We start from the raw sequence: 19828 nt of genomic DNA, 5'->3' as shown, positions 1-19828 counted from the left end.
CCGTCCTTGTTCAGGTCGGCGCTCAGCCTCTGGCCGCGGGATCGGTCCGAACTTTGGCCCATCTGAGCCTGCAGCAGGGCCAGGTCCTCGGCGTCGACCCGGTTGTCGCCGTTCGCGTCGCCCGCATAGAGCGCCACGTCGATCCGGGCTCCGCGGCCGGCCTCGGCAATAAGCCGCTTGCCCAGATAGCCTTGCTGAGGCGGGAGATAGAACTCACAGAGGCCATCGGGCAGACGCGCAAGGAGCGGAGACCTTGCGATACCGTCCCAGTCCAGGCCGTTGACGGAGAGGCGATATCGGCCGACGCCGGGAACTTCGACCTTGATCGGCGCCATAAAGAAGGCGCGTGGCGGCAACAACGGCTCCTCGTCTTCGACGCACGACTCCTCCTCGCCTTCGGAGCCTTCGAACAAGAACTGCATCGTCGTCTCCTCCGGCTCTTCCAGCTCGCACTGCGCCCATGGCAGGGGTCTCAGCCGGATCCAGCCCGCAATGGAGGGAACGCGCTGGTCGTCGATGAGGAACACCATGTACCAGCCGGGAGGCGCGATCTGCGCGTCCCAAGGCATTGTAACCTCCAAGGTAGTCCCGTTTTCATTAAGGACGAAGTGGCACCGCACCAGACGCTGGTCGAAGTTGACGCTGTGCGTCGTCGAGCTCGGTCGGACTAAGTTCACAGATTTAATGACGCGGTTGGTCGGCGCCGTGTGTTCGATTTCGACCACTTGCGAATAGTCGGCCTGTTCCAGCTCGATCGAGACGATCTTGGGGCGGTCGGTCTCGTCGTTGATCGGCACGTGCTCGCCGTTGACGATCTTGAACAGGTAGGGCGGCGAGTAGAGCGTCGGATAGAGATTGCGGAACATCCGGTAATCATCCGCTGGGTCGTGGCCGTCCATGTCGGTGCCGGCAGCTAACACCCTGCCGTCTTCCAACAAGATCTGCGTCGAATGGTAGAGACGGGCGCTGTCCGGCGTGCCCTTGCCCACGTTTGGATTCTGGTTCGTGTAGTCTTGGTGCGAGTCGATGTCGCCCTGCGGCATCGAGGCCAAGGGCGTCCACGGCGCGTCGGCCCAGTCGTCGACTTGCGAGGCGTTTAGAATGTCGGCGTTCCAGCGCGTTACCGAGGCGATGTCGTTGCTGGAAGGGACATGGCCGGTCATGCCGCCGGCGACGAAGATGTCGCCGTTGGGCAAGATCGTGCCGCCGATGTGTTTGCCGCCCGGACGGTCTTGATCGAGCGGCTGAAGCGCCTGGTGATCGACCTGGGTCTTGTGCGCGGCGCCGCTCGAGCTGTAGGAGTACCGATAGAGGCGTCCGAAGTTGCTGCCGGTAAGATAGGTCGAACCATTCTCGCCGCCTATTCGGGCGACCTCGTTCAGAGCTTGCTTGCCGACCGTCTCCGGATTGAGCGTCCCATCGTCGATGCGAGGCAGCAGCACCGATGTGCCGCCGGCGCGGGTCAGGTAGAAAGGATCTCCGGACGAGCCTGAATAGGGGAATCGCTTCCACGACCAAGCCGAGTCTCCCGTATCGTCCGGCCAACAGCCGTGAGTCTTGTTGTGGCTGTTCAGCACGTAGACCGGATAGTAGGGGCCGTTGTAGGCAGAGCGCGATGTGATGGTATTGGACCCGACCAGGAAGCTGACGAGGTGAAGTCGCGGGTGCTCGTTGCCCAGCGTCCATCGCTGATCCTCGTTGCAGTTGAAGCCGCGACTCGCCGGGCATCCGCAACCGACCACGGGATCGCCGCAATCCGGATGCGTGTCGTCTTCGCCGAGGCATGGGTGCGAGCTTGTACCCCCGCACGTGAGGCACGATGCGGTCGCCAAAGGGTATTGACGGATCGAATCACTCGGAACGGGATCGTTTATGTCCCAGGTTCCGTATGGGTTCCAAAGTTCAAAACTCTCCGTATACTTTCGATCAGTCGATTGTCCCGAGCAGGTTGTAGAGGCTTGGGTGTTGTCCACGCCGCCGACGATGAGCGCGAAACCGTCCTGTAGCAACAAAGGCGAAGCGCACCATCGTTTGGAGTACATTGGCGCGTAATCGTCATTGGCGGCGCCTTTCCATCCAGCCTGGGCCTTGTAGTCGTCGGCGCCGCTGCCGGTCGTGTCGTTTCGCCATAGCTCGACGTCGTAGGTGAACAGTGATCTGAGGCCGTGAACCCGTACATTAGAAGATCCAGGCGGGATGTAGCTTCCGCCAACGACAAACAGGCGACCGTCGTCTAGGATTGTGTGGCCGGAACAAAAGAGATTCGAGGAATAGGTGTAGGCGTCATTCTGGTTGTGATTGGACAAGTCCCAATCCCTTGAGAAGCCAAGATAGCCGTATCCGTGCCGGCCCGCGCCGTTCTCCTCGTCGTAAAGCTGGCTCCACGGGTAGCGCCATAAGAGATGGGCGTTCCAACTGAAAGTGTTGACAGTTGATGCGTGATCTGACCGATAGTACTGCTGCCCCCTTCCGATCATCATCACGGTTCCACGCGGCTGTTGGGCGGACTCTCCAGGCAAAGTCAGACGGCCTGGCAGCAGGATGGTGTGGACGCCAAACGTGTCGCGGACTTCTTTGCCTTCTGGCCACCAGTTGGAGGCCGAATCGCGCAGCGTTTGTAGGGCGCGCTCAGACCGCTTCCCAATCCGAAAGGATGCTCTCTCATGCGTATCATTCGAGGGTCTTCAAACGGATCGCTGCCGCCCTTGATGTAGTCCCACTTGCCCGTAACGGCATACTGGTTTTGGCCGGGGGCTTTGGGCGGCTGGATTAAGAAAGCGAGGGCGAGGAGAGCGAGCACGGCGAATCGGATCAGGCCGCTAAGCGGCGCGCGCGCCAATGTGCGTGTGTGTGTGTGCGTGTGTCGATTTTCGATGGCGCTACATGATGCAGACATCATACAACCTCCATGATCTCGAATCGGCGGCTCGCGCCGCCACTGAATAGTATAACACAATTTCGATAGAGGACGGCGGCGATCCGACCATCGACTCGCGGGGACGCTCGCCCTCCCGCCTGGCACGGTCTTTCGGCTCGCCAGGACGCTCGCCCGCCCGAGACATTCTCGACGAGCCGAACGGGATTTTTTCAAAATGTAGCACAAAACTGAGTACGAATCGAAGCTATTGAATCAACCTATGGAGCGCTTGGGCTTGCCAGCGCTCGCTCTTACCCCTCTTTCACCACAATCTCGCCATCCGCAACATCGACCAACGCTCGACCGCCGTCTGCCAGCGAGCCGAACAGCATCATCTCGGCCAAGGGTTCCTTGATGCTTTGGTGAATCAGTCGAGCCATCGGCCTCGCGCCGAACAGCCGGTCAAACCCCTTCTCCGCCAGCCAATCGCGAGCCGCATCGGTAACCTCGATCTCGACCCCTTTCTCCGTCAACTGTTCCCGAAGTTCGCCCACAAACTTGTCCACGATCCGCAGTACCTCCGTTCGCCCTAGCGCATTGAACGCGACCCAAGCGTCCAAACGGTTGCGAAACTCGGGACTGAATTCGCGTTCGATCGCCCCGCGCCCCTCTCCCGGCGAGCCTTTGCGAAAGCCGATGCCCTCCTCGCTCACCTCCCGAGCGCCCGCGTTAGTGGTCATGATCAGGATCACGTTGCGAAAGTCGGCCTTCTTGCCGTTGTTGTCCGTCAGCGCCGCATGATCCATCACCTGAAGCAGGATATTGAACAGATCGGGATGCGCCTTCTCGATCTCGTCCAATAGCACGACGCTGTAGGGATGCTTGTTCACCGCGTCGGTCAGCAGGCCGCCCTGATCAAAGCCGACATAGCCGGGCGGCGCGCCGATCAATCGCGACACTGTGTGCCGCTCGCTATACTCGCTCATGTCGAAGCGCAAAAACTGCACGCCCAGCGCCCGCGCCAGTTGTTTGGAGAGCTCCGTCTTGCCCGTGCCCGTCGGCCCCGAAAAGAGGAACGACCCGATTGGCTTCTCGGCCTGCCCTAATCCCGATCGGGCAATCTTGATCGCCCGCACCACCTGGTCGATCGCATGATTTTGGCCGAACAGAACCGCCCGCAACTCGTCCCCCAATCGCGCCAGGCGCTCCCGATCCGAACCGCTGACGGACTTGGTCGGCACCTTTGCGATGGTGGCCACGGTTTGCTCGATCTCGGCTACGGTAACCTCGCGGCTCTCGGTTTGATGCGACAATTTGACCGAAGCGCCCGCTTCGTCGATCACGTCAATCGCCTTGTCCGGCAAATAACGGTCGTTAATGTGCTTGGCCGAAAGCTCGGCCGCAGCGCGCAACGCCTCGAAAGAGTAGGTAACGCCGTGGTGCGCCTCGTAGTAAGGGCGAAGTCCTTCGAGCACTTTTACCGTGTCGTCGATAGTCAGCTCGGCGACCTCGATCTTCTCAAACCGCCGCGCCAGAGCCTTGTCGCGCTCAAACGCCGCCTTGTATTCGGGATAGGTGGTGGAACCGATGCAGCGCAGATCGCCGCTCGCCAGCGCGGGTTTTAGGATGTTCGAGGCGTCCATCGATCCACCGCTGACCGCGCCCGCGCCGACAATGGTGTGAATCTCGTCGATGACCAGGATCGCGCCGGGCTTCTTCTGCAGCGCGGCGATGACGGCTTTAAGGCGCTGCTCGAACTGGCCGCGATACTTGGTGCCAGCCAGCAGCGCGCCCATATCGAGCGAATAAACTTCGGCGCCTTTCATCGACTCGGGCACGTCGCCTTGCGCGATCTTGAGCGCCAAACCTTCGGCTATGGCTGTTTTTCCCGTTCCCGGATCGCCCACAAGTACGGGATTGTTCTTGCGTCGTCGGCTGAGCACATGAATCACTCGGCGAATCTCCGTCTCTCGACCGATGAGGGGATCGATGCGCCCCTGCCTCGCCCGCTCCAGCAAGTCGATCGCGAACGACTGCAACGGCTTGGCGACCGCGCGGCGATCGGCCTCGTCGGCTTCTGTCGCGTCGCCATCCTCATCGTAGTCGCCGCCCGGAGCCTCGATTTTTGATATCCCGTGCGAGATGTAGCTCAGAACGTCGAGCCGAGTGATGCCTTGCTTTTCCAATAGATAGGTCGCGTGAGCGCGCCGCTCTTCGAAGATCGCCGCTAAGACGTTGCCCCCGTCGATCTTGTCTCGTCCGGCGCCCTCCGCGTGGACCTCGGCGCGATAGAGCGTGCGGCGGAAGGCGGTCGTCGGCTCGGGATGACGCTTGGCCTTAGGCGGCATTGGTTCTAACTGATGGGTCAGATAATCGTCCAAATCAACCAGCAACCGCTCGACGTCGCCGCCGCAATGGCGCACGGTCTCGCTCACGTTGGCGTCTTGGAGCAGACCAAAGAGCAGATGTTCCAGCGTTACAAACTCATGCCTGCGCTTGGCGGCTTCTTCCATAGAAAGCGTGATAGCGCGCTGTAAATCTTTGGTCATCATTTTCGGTTTCTATTCCTCTTCTACGGTGCAGAGCAACGGAAAGTCGTTAGCCCGAGCCATCGATATGGCGCGTTCGGCCTTTTCCTCGGCAATCTCGAACGGAAAGACGCCCGCCATGCCGACGCCCTGTTGATGCACGGCCATCATAATGCGGAACGCGTCAGCCGGCGAACGGTGGAACACGGTTTGCAGCACGTGCACCACAAAGTCCATGGTCGTATAGTCGTCATTATGGAGCAAGACTTTATAGAGGGGCGGCTTCTTGGCCTTGGGCTTCGTCTCCTCGGCCAGCTCGCTCTCTTGCTCGTAATCCCATTGTGGCGTCTCCATCGTTGTACCGGCATTAGTATACTGTCGCGCCAAGTTTCCGTGCTTTATCCTTGCGTTATCCTTGCGTTGTCCGTGCGTTTGGGCGCAAGGACGGACGAACGGTCTCGAGCCGATAGCGGCGGGATGCAGCCCTACAAGGGCGCATCGCTGCGCGACGGAAAAGGTTATTGCAGGCGGATGGAGCGCGCGCTTGAAAGGGCGTGCCGGTCTCCGGCGTTTTATAACGTTCGCGCTCGCGCCTGCCACATGTTGTTGTCTTCCAGAATCGTTTGCGCTTTGCGCCCCCACCCCGCGGCTTCTTCTTCCCTGCCCGATCGGCTTAAAGCAAGTTGCCAGAGACAGGCTTCGTTCAGCTGCTGCAAGGGCGCGTCGTTCGGGTTGCAATCGAGCGCCGGGCTCTCCTCCATTAATCGAAGCGCCTCTTGGGCCTGGCCCATGCAGGTTTTCACCAAGGCGTGGGAATAGAGGTTGTGGCGGTCGGCTAACGGCTCGGGCCGGCGGTCGCATTTGAGAGCGTCGTCGTTCGCCTGTTGGGCCAGGCTTGGCTTCCCTGCCATGGCGGCGTATTCGGCCAAGGATCGCAAGAACCAGACCTCGAACGCGGGGGAGAAACTTTTGGCCAAAGGCAGGTAGTCGTCCAGTATGGCGGCGCCGTCTATCGGCCTGAAGCGTTTGTAAGTTTCGGCGGAAGACTTAGCCAAGACGTGCGCCGCGTACAGCCAGTACGGCTCGAACTTTTGGCATTTGGAGGCGACGGAGAGCGCCTGTGCGGCTTTCTTTCCGGCTTCGACGACGCGTCCGTCGAGGAGCAATATTCGAGAGCGCCAGACACAGGCCTCGACCAGCAGCGGCAAGACGGGATCGCCCGCCTTGTAGCGGTTCCAAATGCGGCATTCCAGCGCCACCGCAACCAGGTCCAGCAGGCTTGGATCTATCGACAACCGGTTGCAAGCGGCATCGTCGATAAAGCGCGCCAGGTCGGCGGCGCTCGTCGGCAGCGACAGCGGTTGGGCGCCATGGCGGTCGCCGCCTTGGGCGAGCCAGACGATTTCCGGCTCTCGCGCGCCAAGAGCGAGCAACAGAGCGTGCAGCTGAAACGCGCCCGGCCAGGCTTCGTAGTTTTCCCAACGACTGATCATGCTGGCCGAAACGCCGATTGTGGAGGCGGCTTGCTCTTGCGACCAGCCCTTTCTCAATCGGATGGCTCTGAGCAGGTCTGCCGGCGCGGGCGCCGAGCAGGGCGCATTGGGAGATTTTTCGCTGACGATTTTCAGCGCTCGGGGCTTCAAGACGGCCTGGTAGGCGCAGTCGCGCTCCTGCGGCGTTGCCTGCAGCGCGGAGAGGAGCTGATTCAGTTCGGGGATGCAGGGAGAGGTCGTTGCGGTCTCCCATCGGCTGACGGTGGAAGCACTGATGCCGGCCTTCGCCGCCGTTTGGCGAAGGCTCCACCCCCTTTGCGCGCGCATGGCGCGTATGACGGAGCCGACAGAACTCACCGGGTTCCCTCTTTGGCAAAAGTATACATCGCTTTTAGCAGGGCGTTGCAATTTTGAACAAGTCGGCCTGTCTCATTGGAAACGGACGCAAAATAGGCCATAGGCAGCCCAAACGGGAGGAAGAAATACGATGAAACAGAATGCAACGAGTTTCCGAAACCTCGCATTGGCGGTTATCGCTCTGTTTTTGGCCGCGGCAGTGCACGGCCAGCCTGACGAGACGATTCGGTTTGTGCCCCAAGCTTTAAAGCCGCGGCTGATCGATCCGAACCAGATCGTCGATCGTTATCGAAACAAGATTCAAAGGCTTCCGCGGTTTTTCGGGCCGCCAAACCCGAAATTCGAACAGGACGATCCGGGCTATTCGGAAGGTCCGGCGGTCGAAGACGCGGGCGATGCGGGCATTGCCGCGCCCTCGATTATAACCTCGTTTATCGGCCCCAGCATGGGCACTATCGGCACCGTCTACTATCCTCCAGACATCGATGTCGCCGTCGGGCCGTCTCACACGATCGTGGTTGTAAACTCGGACATCTACGTTTACAATCGTACGAACGGCGATGAGGTCCGACATTGGGACGCGGACGACTTCTTTGACACGAACGATTTCACATTCGACCCTCGGGTCTATTACGATCCCTTGTGGAGCCGTTGGGTGATCGTGTTCGATCGAATGGACTCTTCGGCGCAGACTTCCACCATTTCTATTGCTGCCAGCACAGGCAGCGATCCGACAGGGAGCTGGCTGGGATACAACCTGCCAATGACCAATTATTGGGCGGATTATCCTCAACTTGGGTACGACGACAACGCCATCTACATAACGGCGAACATGTTCCAGTGGGATGACAGCTTCAATCACTCCAGGATGTTCGTGCTGAACAAGCATCAGGTGTACAACGGTTTGTTCTCCACACGGTACGAGGCGGTTCCTCCGACAAGCAACTCTGTGCCGGCGCGACAGTGGTCCAGTTCGAACTATCTGCATGTGGTCGGTCGCAGCGGAAGCTCTTCGCTAGCGATCTCGCGCTATCACTTTCCGAACGGTTCGACTTGGAACGAGAGATGGCTGAACGGATTGCAAAGGCACGATTCGCGATCGCTTCAGACGCCGGCTTTTACCGATCCGCCGGACGCATTCCAGCCGGGCGGCCTGGCGATCGACACGGGCGACACTCGCATGCACACCGCCTGGCTGCGCAACGGGCGTCTTTACACGGCGCACACGATCGGCTATGACTGGGGCAGCGGCCTGCGCGCCGCTGTGCGGCCTTATGTCATCAACGTTCAGGATTCCTCCTATGTTTTGGAACGGGTTGCAACGTATGGAGCATCCAACAGCGACTATTACTATCCGGCGCTGGCGCCGAACGCTTATAACGACTTTTCGATGGTTTTCACCAAGTCAAGTTCGAGCGTCTATGCAGAGGCGCGCGTAACGGCGTGGCGAGACGGACCGGGAAGCACGCTCGAATCGAGCGCGCTGGTACAGGAAGGATCGGCCAGCTACGCCCGCATCGATTCGAGCGATCGAAACCGTTGGGGCGATTATTTGGGAGCCTCTCCGGACCCAAACGTGAATCAGGATATTTGGGTGGCCGGCGAATATGTCAGGAGTTCGAATCGGTGGGGATCGTGGGTGGCGCAGACGCGCATTGGCCGATTGGCGACTCAATTGGTTCTCAATCCGGCTTCGGGCAAGGTTGGAGATACCGTTCAGTTGCGCGCGACGTGCCAGTATGCTCTGCCGCCTTTTTGGCAGTTGGTCGCTTTACCGGGCGCGACCATTCACTTTACGGTGTACGGCGTTTCGGTAGGCTCGGCTGTTACCAACTCGTCTGGGACGGCGACTTTGAACTATACGATTCCCGAAGGAACCGAAGCGACCCCCACTGCCATGGGCGCCGAATTCAGACAGACCGTCGACTATTACGGATCGACGGCGGCATCGACGCTCACGATCCAGAAGGCCGGAGTAGCGCTTCAGTTGCCCAGCGGGCTTCAAGGTCGGGCGGGAGAGCTTATAGCGTTGAGCGCAACGATCACGAACGCGACGTCGGGCAATCCGATTCCCGGTCGGACGATCGGGTTTACGTTCGACGGGCGCTCGGTCGGGTCGGCGGTGTCCAATGCGTCCGGGCTGGCGTCTCTGACGTTTACCCTCCCTACCGGTTATCGTTCCAACTCGTATGCATGGCGAGCCGATTTTGCGGGGGACGCTTCGTATACGTCTAAGTCGGCTTCGGCTTCGCTGACCATTTTGAACAGCGCTCCGACGGCGGTGCTGGCCGGAACGGCTTTGTCCCTCGACGGGGTTGACGACTATGCGACGGCTCCCAGCGCCGTTTACTTTTCAGGCGACTTTACAATCGAGGCCTGGGTGCGAGTTCGCTCGCACAATCGCATGGCGCGCGTGATCGACTTTGGCAACGGGATGCAGAGCGACAACGTGTTTCTTGCCTTAAGCGAGGTCGACAGCGGGCGTCCCTATATGTTCGTGTTCAACGGCTCAAGCGGGCTGGGCATTGCCTCCAGCGTCGCGCTTCCTTTGAACCAGTGGGTTCATCTGGCCGGCACGCTGAGCGGCAACACGGCGCGGCTGTTCGTCAACGGCGGGTTGGTCGCGTCGGGTTATGTTCCGGTTCCCAGGGCGGTTGTCCGCACGAGCAATTTTGTCGGACGGAGCAATTGGCACCCGTTAGGCGATTTGAACGCGCATGCGGACATCGATGAGCTTCGGATATGGGGCCGCGCCTTGACCCAGCGAGAGATTGCTCTGCGCAGGCACGCCATAGCAGACGCGCAAGATTCTTCTTTAGTCGCCTACTGGCCTGCGAACCGAGGGCACGGAACAAGCGCCGCCGACGCGTCGGGGCACAGTTTGAACTTGTCTCTGCAGAACGGCACGGCATGGATCGTCTCGACCGCGCCGATCGGCGAGATTCACTGCGTTTACGGCGCCGTTCGCACGTTTGCGCTGGCCGGTTATGACGCGAACGACGATCCTCTGACCTATTCGATATTGGCGCATCCGGCTCAGGCGCCCATCGGCGGCGCGCAACCGTCGTTCAGCTTTGCGCCGGTCCGGAGCGGAAGCGACTCGTTTGCGTTTCGTGTTCAGGATAACGGCGGCTTGTGGTCGGTCGCATCCCCGACCCTTTGGACTTATGTCCCAGGGGACGTCAATTTGGACGGCTGCGTGGACGATGTCGACTTGGCGGCGGTCTTGCAGGCGTTTGGCTTGGCGAACTGCGGCAGTTGTCTAGAGGACGTCGTCCCAGACGGGATTATAGACGACGCGGATCTGGCGCTTGTGCTGAGCCAATTCGGCGCGGGCTGCTGAGGGCTGGCGACGGTTCAGCCGTCGGAGCGGGCGTCTCGGAGGGCTTCGATTTCGGCCAAGGCGGCCAGGTCCTTCGGGCGCCCGGCGGCGCGTTTAAGCTGGATGAGTTTTTCGAGGCTGACGCAGGGGCAGTCTATTCCGAAGATGCGAAGAGTGATAGTTGAGTCTTTGAGCTCGCCGTAAGTCGATCCGCCCGCGACTTCGCCCAAGAGATCGACAGCGCCAGCGGTCGTCATCAGGGTGAAGTTGAGGCCGCGCTGGAGGGTCTTCTCGTCCCAAATGAAGGGCAAGCCTTCGGGAGCATCCCGAAGATAGGGCTTAAGGGGCCGCATCGCCTCGACCATTCGGCCGAGGTTTTCGGGAGAGCGCTCATACACAATATCAAGATCGTAGGTAACCGTCGCAGCGCCATGGGCAACCGCCGCCACGCCACCAATGACTACGAAGTCAACCTGAGCCTCGCTAAACCTCCTAAGGACCTCTGCGAAACCGTTACCCATTCTCCCGCCTGTGCTCTTCCCCCGCTCGGCGGACTTCCAGCATAAACTCTCGAATCTCTAACATTCGGACAATCCGCTCCTCTGGCGTGAGCTTAAGATTCTCCCGAAGCAGCGACATGTCGACGTCCTTCTTGTAGTACTCGATCACCGGATCCGGCTCCAATGAGACGGGCACCCAGTTATTTGGCTTCATGGCTTGGTTATACCTGGTTGGACGCCGCGTTCGTACCCGATACGCTGTTCGGCCGGCTGTCCATAGAACTCAGGGTGCAGGTAGCGCCCTTTCAACTCCTCGGGCTTCTCTTTCTCCGCCTGAAAGCCGTGCTCGCGCATCCATCGGTCGTTGCGGACGCCCTCGACGCGCCACGAAACCTCAACGTTCGGCTTGTCGGTTTGAATCACAAAGCGATGGCCGACGACCTTCTCCTTCACGATCGCCTGCGCGAACTGTCCGACGCAGGTCAATTGGTATCGGATGTCGCGGTTGATTTCCGCGAAGTAATCGGGTAATTGGACTACAGCGAGACCCTTTCCGTCCGTTACGACATTGCCGCTGTAAACGTTGAGCGGCTCGACGCCCTCGCTGCAATAGTGATTGAGGAAATGCGTTTCAGGCATCAAAGGATGGTCCATTTGGAACGACTTGCCGCCGGTAGCAGCAAAGTTGCCCACCGAATAGAGGCCATATCCATTAGGGCTTTGAGCTCGGCCGAACACCCCAAAGGTGAACCCGGATCCATGTTGAGCAAGTCCATAGACGCCCACTCCACTGATGCCTTCCGACCGACCATAAAGAGCATATCCGCTGCCCGTGGCAGACGTCAAAAAGGCAGAAACTCCGTGTGCTTGCGGACTGTCTGCCTGAAAATAGCCAGCTTGATTGGGACCTGTCGTCGCTTGATTGTGCACGTGGACGCCGAAACCATTAGCGCTCAAGTTCTCGATGAGCGCTCCGTAAGTCGTGCCTGTGGTTGCGTTCGACCGGGCATAAACCGCCCGACCGGCGCTGCTGCTAGCGTGAAACTGCCCGCCATAGGTGAATCCTGTGGTCGCAATCGACTCGCCAACGACTCCTGAACCCGCGGTACTTTGTGCCGTGCCATAAACGCCGAAACTTAGGTTGAAGGGGTGAGTCGCAACGCCGTGCACGCCCTTTCCGCCTGCACCTCCGCCCCCATCGGATCGCCCATAGACGCCGACGCCGCCACCACCCAAGTGAGTGGCATGACCAAACACGCCCCGATTTCCCGAGCCGTCTGCCTGGCCGTGCACGCCATGAGCGATGCCTATCGTAGTGATCGCATGACCAAAGACTCCCGTACCGTTTGGAGCATAAGATTGGCCATAAACGCCAACGCCCGCGCCTGTGTCGCTGGAGGCTTCTCCATAGACTCCGCGTCCATTGGCCGCATTTGTATATCCCCCGGTACCGATTCCCGTGCCACTACTAGACATCGCGGCGCCAGCAATGCCGTGGCCGCTTTGGCTCCAGGTCTCGCCGTAAACGCCGTTGCCGCCAGCCGCCGTGCTAACATAACGGCCAACAACCCCATTGCCCGTGCCACCTTCTGCTTGGGCGAAGAGACCCGTCGGGTTGCCAGACGTAGCCGTGTTCTGAATCAAGAAAACGGGCTGATTCGGAAGGTCTGCAATGTCCCAGTAAGGCAAAATGAGTCGATTGGCATACATGGCATAAGGGGTAACATTGATCTTGATCCTAGGCACGAGCGTTGTGCCGTTGACTATGATCTGCAGCCAGCGATCGCCCTGGTGGTACACATGGCCGAAGTTCAGATTGACGGTAAACAGTCCGTTGGCTATCAGGTGGCCCGGTGAGTTAATGGTCGGGCCTACTTGAGCGCCGCCCGACGCGGCATTAAAAAGCTCGAACGTTAGATTGTAGCTGCCACTGGCCGGCAGTCCGCCGTCCTTCAATTGACCTTGATAGGTAATTGGCTGGGCGCAAACGGCAGCAACGGCAACGATCGATGCAATTAGAGTTGAAAGTCTCAGAATCATAGATGACGCCTCCGCAGTGCGATAGTATAACCTGGAAATGGGCAAGCGCTCCAGCCCAAGTATAATCTCTGCCAATGGACGCATTGGCGGAGTTAAAGTGGCGGGGGCTGATCTATGCCCAGACGGAAAGCTTGGAAGATCGACTGGCCAAGGGGCCGATCACGGCTTACAACGGCTTCGATCCGACCGCGCCCAGCCTGCACGTCGGCCATTTGATCCCTGCGCTCAATTTGGCGCGGCTGATGCGATTAGGCCATAGGCCGATCGCCGTGGTGGGCGGCGCCACCGGGATGGTGGGCGACCCGAGCGGAAAGTCGGACGAGCGCAACCTGCTGGACCTGGAAACCATCCGCCACAACGCCGAGTGCATCTACGCCCAATTGCGCCAAATCATCGGAGAAGACGCGCAGTTCGTCAACAATTACGACTGGTTGAGCGAGATCGGCCTGCTCGATTTTCTGCGCACAACGGCCAAGCGCTTTACCGTCAACTACATGATCGCCAAGGAGAGCGTCAAGAAGCGGATCGAGTCGGAGCATGGCATTTCGTTTACCGAGTTTAGCTACATGCTTCTGCAGGCGCACGATTTTCTGCATCTGTACGAGAATTACGGTTGCGAACTGCAGTGCGGCGGGAGCGACCAATGGGGCAACATCGTGGCGGGCGTCGATCTCATTCGGCGCAAACATCCTGGTTCGCACGCGCACGGCATGGTCTACCCATTGTTGCTGACGCACGACGGTCAGAAGTTCGGCAAAACCGAGCGAGGCAGCGTCTGGCTCGACCCGGAGATGACTGCGCCGTACCAGTTCTACCAATTTTGGTACAATGTGCCCGATGCGAGCGTTATCGATCGTCTTAAGACTTTTACTTGGCTCGGCGAAGAGCAGATCCTTGCTCTTCAAGATTCTACGGTTGCTCGCCCAGAAAAGCGCGAAGCGCAAACGGTTTTAGCGAAAGAGCTGACCCGCATGATCCACGGCGAGACCGCGGTCGATAAGGCCGTGCGGGCTTCTCAAGCGCTCTTTGGCGGATCGTTGGACGGCCTAACCGCGAGCGAGATCGCCCAGATCTTTGCCGACGTGCCCTCAGCGCAAATCCCCAAGGACGAACTAGCAGGCGAAGGGATGTCGCTCATTGACCTTGCCGCTCGGGTTGGCGCCGCCTCCAGCAAAAGCGAAGCGCGCAGGCTGTTGCAACAGAACGGCCTTTATGTGAACAACCTGAGGCCCGAATCGGATCGCGTGCACATCGATCAGGCGATTGAGGGCCGGTTTATAGCCCTGCGGCGCGGCGCGAAACAGTACTACTTAGTGGAGTTGGTATGACCCCTATCGAGGGTCTGTACGCGATTACCGACCCAACCGTTGGCGACCCGGTCGAACAGGCGCGAGCGGCCTTGGCGGGCGGGGCCAAGATCGTGCAGTATCGGCACAAGTCGGCCAAGTTCAACGTTCTTTACCGCAACGCGCTGATGATCAAGGAGCTCTGCGCCCGCCATCATGCGCTCTTCGTGATCAACGACCGACCGGGCATCGCCTGGGCGGTCGAATCTCCGGCGATTCACTTAGGCCAAGAAGACATGCCAATCGAACTGGCGCGACGTTTACTGCCCAATGCTCTGGTCGGAATTTCGTGCGATAACTTGGACGAAGCGCTGGCGGCCTCCGAGCGCGGCGCGGATTATGTGGCGATCGGGCCAATTTTTGGCACGGCCACCAAACCGGATGCCGGGCCCCTAGTGGGGTTGGAGGGGCTGAGGCAAATCGTCTCGCGCATCGATAAACCGGTCGTCGCGATCGGAGGCATTCATCTTGGCAACATCGCGGAGGTTGCGCGGACGGGCGCGGCGGCCGCGGCGGTCGTGTCTGCCGTCTGCCAGGCAACAGACCCCGTGCAAGCGACCATCGACCTGGTTCGAGCCTGGAACGATGCGCGAAGTTGATCTGATCAAGCGATTCGCGTCGCTCTTCCCTGCCGCGGATTTGTCGGACGATGCCGCGATCATCCCGTTTAGCGATACGAACCTGATCCTGACGATGGACATGCTGCTCGAAGGCATTCACTTTGACCGTCGATGGTGCGACGCTTATTCGATCGGATGGAAAGCGGCAACAGCCTCCTTGAGCGATCTGGCAGCCATGCGGGCCAAGCCCCTTGCCTTGGGCTGGTCGGTCGGAATCAGGCCGGACGACACCGAATGGACACTGGAAGCCGCACGAGGGCTGGCCGACTGTTGCGCGCGCTTCGGCTGTCCTGTAGTAGGGGGCGATACGAACCGAAGCGATTGTGCCGCGATCGATGTCGTTGCGCTGGGAACGAGCGACCACCCATCTCGACGCTCCACCGCGCAAGCTGGCGATGCGTTATTGGTCAGCGGGCCATTGGGCGCGTCTCTGACAGGACTGCTGGACTTACGAAAGCATGGCAGGACAGCATCCCTTACGCCCATTCATGAGGCCCACCTTCGACCTATTCCGCGCCTCGATTTTGCCCGGCACGAAACCGCCGTCCATTGGTCTGCTGCGATGGACATCAGCGACGGCCTCTCCGCCGACCTGCCCAAGTTGTGCGCGGCATCGGGTTTGGGCGCTCAAGTCGAACCTGAGTCGGTCCCTGTCCATCCAGGAGCAAAAGAATATGCGCTTCAGAACGACCTCGACCCGCTGATGATCGCTCTGCAAGGCGGAGAAGATTACGAACTGCTTGTCGCAAGTTCAAATCCCGACCCCTTGATCGCCGCAGGTTGGATTCGCATCGGCCAACTGACGAGCGACCACGGGATCGATTGGGGCGGCGTCAACCCGCCCGAAGGCTACGATCACTTTGGCTGAACGGGTATCCTCTTGACCTATGAACGTTTTTCGATTGGTCCTTTTACTCTTATTTGCCGGCTCCCTGACTTTGGGAGCCCAGCAACCCCAGCCGCGCGGCACGCTCTATGCCGAGTCGGACCCCTTTAACTTCCGGCTCGAGACTTACGCATCGAGCAAGGTAACCATTAATGCGGAGCAGGCCGTCATCCTCCTGTTCGATTACAAGGGCACGTTCGAAACGTCCGGCTACGTCGAACTTCAGGAGTTGCCGAAGGGAATCGTGCTTCCGGCCAAGTACAAGGCGCGCATCAAGATCTTTCAAGGCACTGGCCGCTTTGCTTTTACCGGCGAGGTTCACTCTTTCCAGATCATGAGCCGCAAGGGCAACGTGAACTTTGAGGGTCGCGGCGCCTTTACAATGGGCGGCAAAGGCTTTTACCGGACGGCCAAGGGCGAAATACCGCTGTACGGTATCGCCACGCGCGACATCTTCGTGCCTGGTGATTAGCCGTCCATAATTAGGCGTGCTCTCACAACAGGCCTTTTGCGGGCGTCAAGCCGAGATCGAACAGATCGATCGCTGGCTGTTGCGCGCCGCCTCGGGTCAGGGCGGCGTGTTCTTGCTGTTGGGCGAGCCTGGCGTCGGCAAGACGACCTTGATGCGCCAATGCCTGGTAGAAGCCGAAAAGCACGGTCTGTTAGCCTTTGACGCCTGGTGCCGAGGCGCCGATTGGGAACCCCCCTGGTATCCGGCGCTGGCGCTGCTAGAACAGATCGAGCGCGAGTTTCAAGATCATCCGCAGATCGCCTCGTTTGCTCAAGCGCTCCAAAGTTGGACGGAAGCCCCTCAACGTTCAGGCTGGCACTTTGCGCATCAGCTGGGCCGACAATTGAGGACCTTTGCTCGAGTTCGCCCCTTCGTGATGCTGATCGACGACGCGCACCAAGCCTCCGACGCGCTGCTCAACATGATTCGAGGTTGGCTTCCCTTGGTACGGCACGAACCGCTCGGCATCATGCTCTGCGCTCGCAGCACGCATCGCAACGACTCGCTCCATGATCTGCTGCAGGAGACCGTTCAATACGGCCTGGGCGAATATCTGCGATTGGCCAACTTCAGCCTTGAGGAGACAGAGAGTTATCTTTCGACAGTGGGAGCGACCGTCAGCGCCGAAGAAGCGCACCGCTTAAGCCTGGGGAATCCGCTCTTTTTGGCCGAGATGGCGCGGGGCGCCGAGGTCAATGGGGAGGCTGGCCCCGAGAGCGTCCGATCGCTAGTGGCACGACGCTTTGAGAGTTTGCAGCCCGCCGCGCAAGAACTCTTGCGCTGGGGCGCTTGCTTCGAAGGAGAGTTCAATCTTAGCCACATCAATCTCTTAATGGGCGCAAAACCGAACAGCAAAGCCATCGCAAGCGCAATCGAGACAGGCTGGACGGACCGACAGGACGAGACACTGCGCTGGACCCATCCGCTGGTGCGCGAGACGATATACAAGGCGATGCCGCCTGCCGACCGCGCCCGCCGCCACCAAGCCATTGCAGAGAACGCAGAACAGTTCGCCCTCTCGCGCGAGGCCGCACTCGTCCACTGGACTAAATCGCCGCCCAGCGAAACAGCCTTCGATGCGCTCTACTCCGCTATTCTCTCCATTCCCTACCGTTCCGATTCGCGCTTCCAACTGAGCCTGATCGAGGCCGCCTTGAACGCCTCGGAAAAGGCTGACCGTCCCGCCGAGCGACTGAAGCTGCTGACTATGCGGCCTCACTTTATGTTCGTGCTGCCAGACGGCATGATGCGCGCGATCGAGGCCACCCGACAGGCGATTGCCGAGGCCGAGCGAATACCCGATTTGGACGAAAACCTTGCGCTTCAGGCCCAGCTCCATTGCGCCTTGGCCGGTCAGATGGCCGAGACCGGATCGGCCGCCCATGGCCAGCAGAACTTAGAGAAGTTCCTACTGGCGCACGATCTGGACGACGAGCGACGGTTTATCGTCGAGGCCACTTTGGCGCATTGCGCGGCTGCCCGAGGCGACATCCGATCGGCTCTGGCCGCCCACAAGCGCATTTGGCCATTGGCGACCAGCGGCTCGGCCGTTGCGCGAGACTGGTACGGCGTATTCGAATCGACCGTGCGATACGCGCTAGCGCTGGGCGACGAGGATTTTGCGCAAGAGGCGCTAGACTTTGCCTTCGATCTGCTATCGGAGCGGCCCGAATCGACCGGACTGCAGGAGTTTTGGCACTCGATCCAGGCCGAACTCGCTTGGTTCTCGGGCCAAGCCGCCGCATTGCAATACCACGCTCGCGCATTGATGGAAGTCAGCCGCGCTCGATCGGGCGAAAACGGCCAGTACACCAAGCGCGATTGGTGGTTCCTCTCCCTGCTTTACCGCGATGCGGCGCAAGCCTTGCAACTCCTGCCGCCCATGTTGGCCGAGGCGCGAACGGCGGGCGCTCGCCAGCGCGAATGCCACCTGCTCTACTTTCAGGCTTTGGCAATGCGCGAATCCGGCCGACTGGAAGATGCCCTGAATGCCGCCAACGAATCGCTGCGCCTGGCCAAGCAACTGGACAACCGGCTGATGGCCGCCCGAAATCTCCTTCTGCGCGGCGAACTGCTCATCGAATCGGGGTTATTCGGCGATGCCTCTTTATCGGTCTTAGAGGCCGAGAGCGCCGCGACCGAACTTCAACTGCCCGAACTGCAGTGCCAATGGTTGCGAGCGAGCGCTCATTTGGCAATCGCAAAAGGCGAGGACGCGGTGAGTTTAGCCGAGCGAGCGGCCACTGTGGCGGACGAGTGGGGCAGCGCGCTCTACCGGGGCCTCTCTCGGTTGACCCTGTCTGCTGCGCTAGATGTTGACGGGAACGAAACGAGCAAATCGACGCTCGAAGAGGCCGATCGCTGGCTCTCCGCCTACGGACGGCCGCGCGCTCAAAAAGCACTGTTGGGCGATGGCGCAAAGGACGGCCTGGAGCTTCACATCGCCCTCTTAGGATCGGGCGCCATCAGCCTGGCCGGTCGCAAAATGGAGCGCGACCACTGGTCCAGCCCCCGTGCAAGGGCGCTTTTCTCTCATCTGGCATTAGCGAACGGACAGCCGATACATGCCGATTCGCTGTTGGAACAGCATTGGCCGCACCTGCCGCCGGACAGCGCTAAGGTGAACTTGCAGACCACCGTCTCCGCCGCTCGACGCAGCCTAAAGAAGGCGTTTGGCGAGCGGGCGGGCGAGTGGATTCGGTACGAGCAAGGTCTCTACCGCCTTGCCCCAAATGTGCCCTGGTTCACCGATGCTCAGCGCCTGGAACAAGCGATCCAGGCCGCAATGACGATCGCGCCTCCCCACGAACAGGCCGAAGCGCTGCGCGCTGCTCTCGACCCGACGCCCGGCGAACTCCTTCCCGAATTCGCCCACGAGCCATGGTGCGCGGGCGAGGCCGCGCGCGCCAATCGGCAGATTCAAGAAGGGCTGATCGCTTTGGCGCAAAACTATCTGCAGTCCGGTCGCTATGGGGACGCTGTGAACATGGCCGAGCACGCCCTGGAACGCGACGATTGCGACGAACAGGCTTGCAGACTGGCCATGCAAGCGCTGACAGCCATGGGCCGCCGTGCAGACGCCATAGCGCTCTATCACCGCACATCTGACGCGCTGGAGCGCTCTCTGGACGCCTCGCCATCCCCTTCTACCCAAAAATTGCTCCAAGAAGCGATGAACGGGTAGTTGGAAAGTGCGACGTTGTATTCTGCGCTTGAAATTCTCCGCGCTTCGCCCTTTCTGTTGGATGCCTGGGGTCGATGTCTTCGGCTCGCGTCCGCGCGCAGGCGATAGCCGGCGCCGTCCGGCATGGTCGGCGTCTGAAACCACGCCGCCCGCTCGCCGTTGTCCGTGTAGTAAAACTCGTAGC

General features: G+C 60.1%; 14 protein-coding genes. 6 read left to right on the top strand and 8 right to left on the bottom strand.

The window, feature by feature from the left end; all coding sequences use genetic code 11:
* The 5 genes from HUU60_12480 to HUU60_12460 all read right to left on the bottom strand — a co-directional run.
* The coding region (locus HUU60_12480; GenBank protein ID NUL83520.1) for a DUF1929 domain-containing protein at positions 1-2480 on the bottom strand (2480 nt) is incomplete at its 3' end.
* Between the two features lie 41 nt (positions 2481-2521).
* The gene (locus tag HUU60_12475; GenBank protein NUL83519.1) at positions 2522-2899 is read right to left on the bottom strand and encodes a hypothetical protein; all 378 of its coding nucleotides are present in this window, start codon (positions 2897-2899) and stop codon (positions 2522-2524) included.
* Positions 2900-3168: 269 nt separating this feature from the next.
* Positions 3169-5409, bottom strand: a complete 2241-nt coding sequence (gene clpA, locus HUU60_12470; protein NUL83518.1) for an ATP-dependent Clp protease ATP-binding subunit ClpA — start codon at positions 5407-5409, stop codon at positions 3169-3171.
* Positions 5410-5418: 9 nt separating this feature from the next.
* Positions 5419-5739 carry an ATP-dependent Clp protease adaptor ClpS gene (locus HUU60_12465; GenBank protein NUL83517.1) on the bottom strand — a complete coding sequence of 107 codons (321 nt, stop codon included), beginning with the start codon at positions 5737-5739 and terminating at the stop codon, positions 5419-5421.
* Positions 5740-5957: 218 nt separating this feature from the next.
* Positions 5958-7235, bottom strand: coding sequence for a helix-turn-helix transcriptional regulator (locus tag HUU60_12460; protein ID NUL83516.1), 1278 nt, complete (start codon positions 7233-7235; stop codon positions 5958-5960).
* Between the two features lie 130 nt (positions 7236-7365).
* Between HUU60_12460 and HUU60_12455 the strand changes: the two genes are divergently transcribed.
* Positions 7366-10578, top strand: coding sequence for an Ig-like domain repeat protein (locus tag HUU60_12455; GenBank protein NUL83515.1), 3213 nt, complete (start codon positions 7366-7368; stop codon positions 10576-10578).
* Positions 10579-10592: 14 nt separating this feature from the next.
* Here the strand turns inward: HUU60_12455 and HUU60_12450 are convergent, their stop codons facing one another.
* From HUU60_12450 to HUU60_12440, 3 genes are read right to left on the bottom strand one after another with little or no spacing between them, the layout of a single operon-like run.
* A complete protein-coding gene (locus HUU60_12450) occupies positions 10593-11078 on the bottom strand; it encodes a hypothetical protein (protein ID NUL83514.1) in 486 nt (161 codons plus the stop codon).
* Entirely contained in the window at positions 11071-11271 is a 201-nt protein-coding gene (locus HUU60_12445; GenBank protein ID NUL83513.1) for a hypothetical protein, read from the bottom strand. Before HUU60_12445 ends, HUU60_12450 begins: the two co-directional genes overlap by 8 nt.
* Positions 11268-13097, bottom strand: a complete 1830-nt coding sequence (locus tag HUU60_12440; protein NUL83512.1) for a hypothetical protein — start codon at positions 13095-13097, stop codon at positions 11268-11270. Before HUU60_12440 ends, HUU60_12445 begins: the two co-directional genes overlap by 4 nt.
* Before the next feature lie 74 nt (positions 13098-13171).
* On the opposite strand from HUU60_12440, the gene HUU60_12435 reads away from it, so the two are divergent.
* Genes HUU60_12435 through HUU60_12415 form a run of 5 tightly spaced genes read left to right on the top strand, consistent with a single transcriptional unit; the run spans position 13172 to position 19644 of the window.
* A complete protein-coding gene (locus tag HUU60_12435) occupies positions 13172-14425 on the top strand; it encodes a tyrosine--tRNA ligase (protein NUL83511.1) in 1254 nt (417 codons plus the stop codon).
* Positions 14422-15042: a thiamine phosphate synthase gene (gene thiE, locus HUU60_12430; GenBank protein NUL83510.1), complete on the top strand. Its 621-nt coding sequence runs from the start codon at positions 14422-14424 to the stop codon at positions 15040-15042. Before HUU60_12435 ends, thiE begins: the two co-directional genes overlap by 4 nt.
* Complete coding sequence (thiL, locus tag HUU60_12425) at positions 15029-15931, top strand: thiamine-phosphate kinase (protein ID NUL83509.1); 903 nt, start codon at positions 15029-15031, stop codon at positions 15929-15931. The genes thiE and thiL overlap by 14 nt, the downstream gene beginning before the upstream one ends.
* Before the next feature lie 19 nt (positions 15932-15950).
* Positions 15951-16421, top strand: a complete 471-nt coding sequence (locus HUU60_12420; GenBank protein ID NUL83508.1) for a hypothetical protein — start codon at positions 15951-15953, stop codon at positions 16419-16421.
* A gap of 16 nt (positions 16422-16437) precedes the next feature.
* The gene (locus tag HUU60_12415) at positions 16438-19644 is read left to right on the top strand and encodes an AAA family ATPase (protein ID NUL83507.1); all 3207 of its coding nucleotides are present in this window, start codon (positions 16438-16440) and stop codon (positions 19642-19644) included.
* Positions 19645-19828 lie beyond the last annotated feature (184 nt).

It is taken from the genome of Armatimonadota bacterium, assembly GCA_013359125.1.
Taxonomy (GTDB): domain Bacteria; phylum Armatimonadota; class Fimbriimonadia; order Fimbriimonadales; family GBS-DC; genus JABWCR01.
The sequence above is the reverse complement of the archived record's forward strand: the minus strand, read 5'-3'. Positions and strand labels throughout refer to the sequence as shown.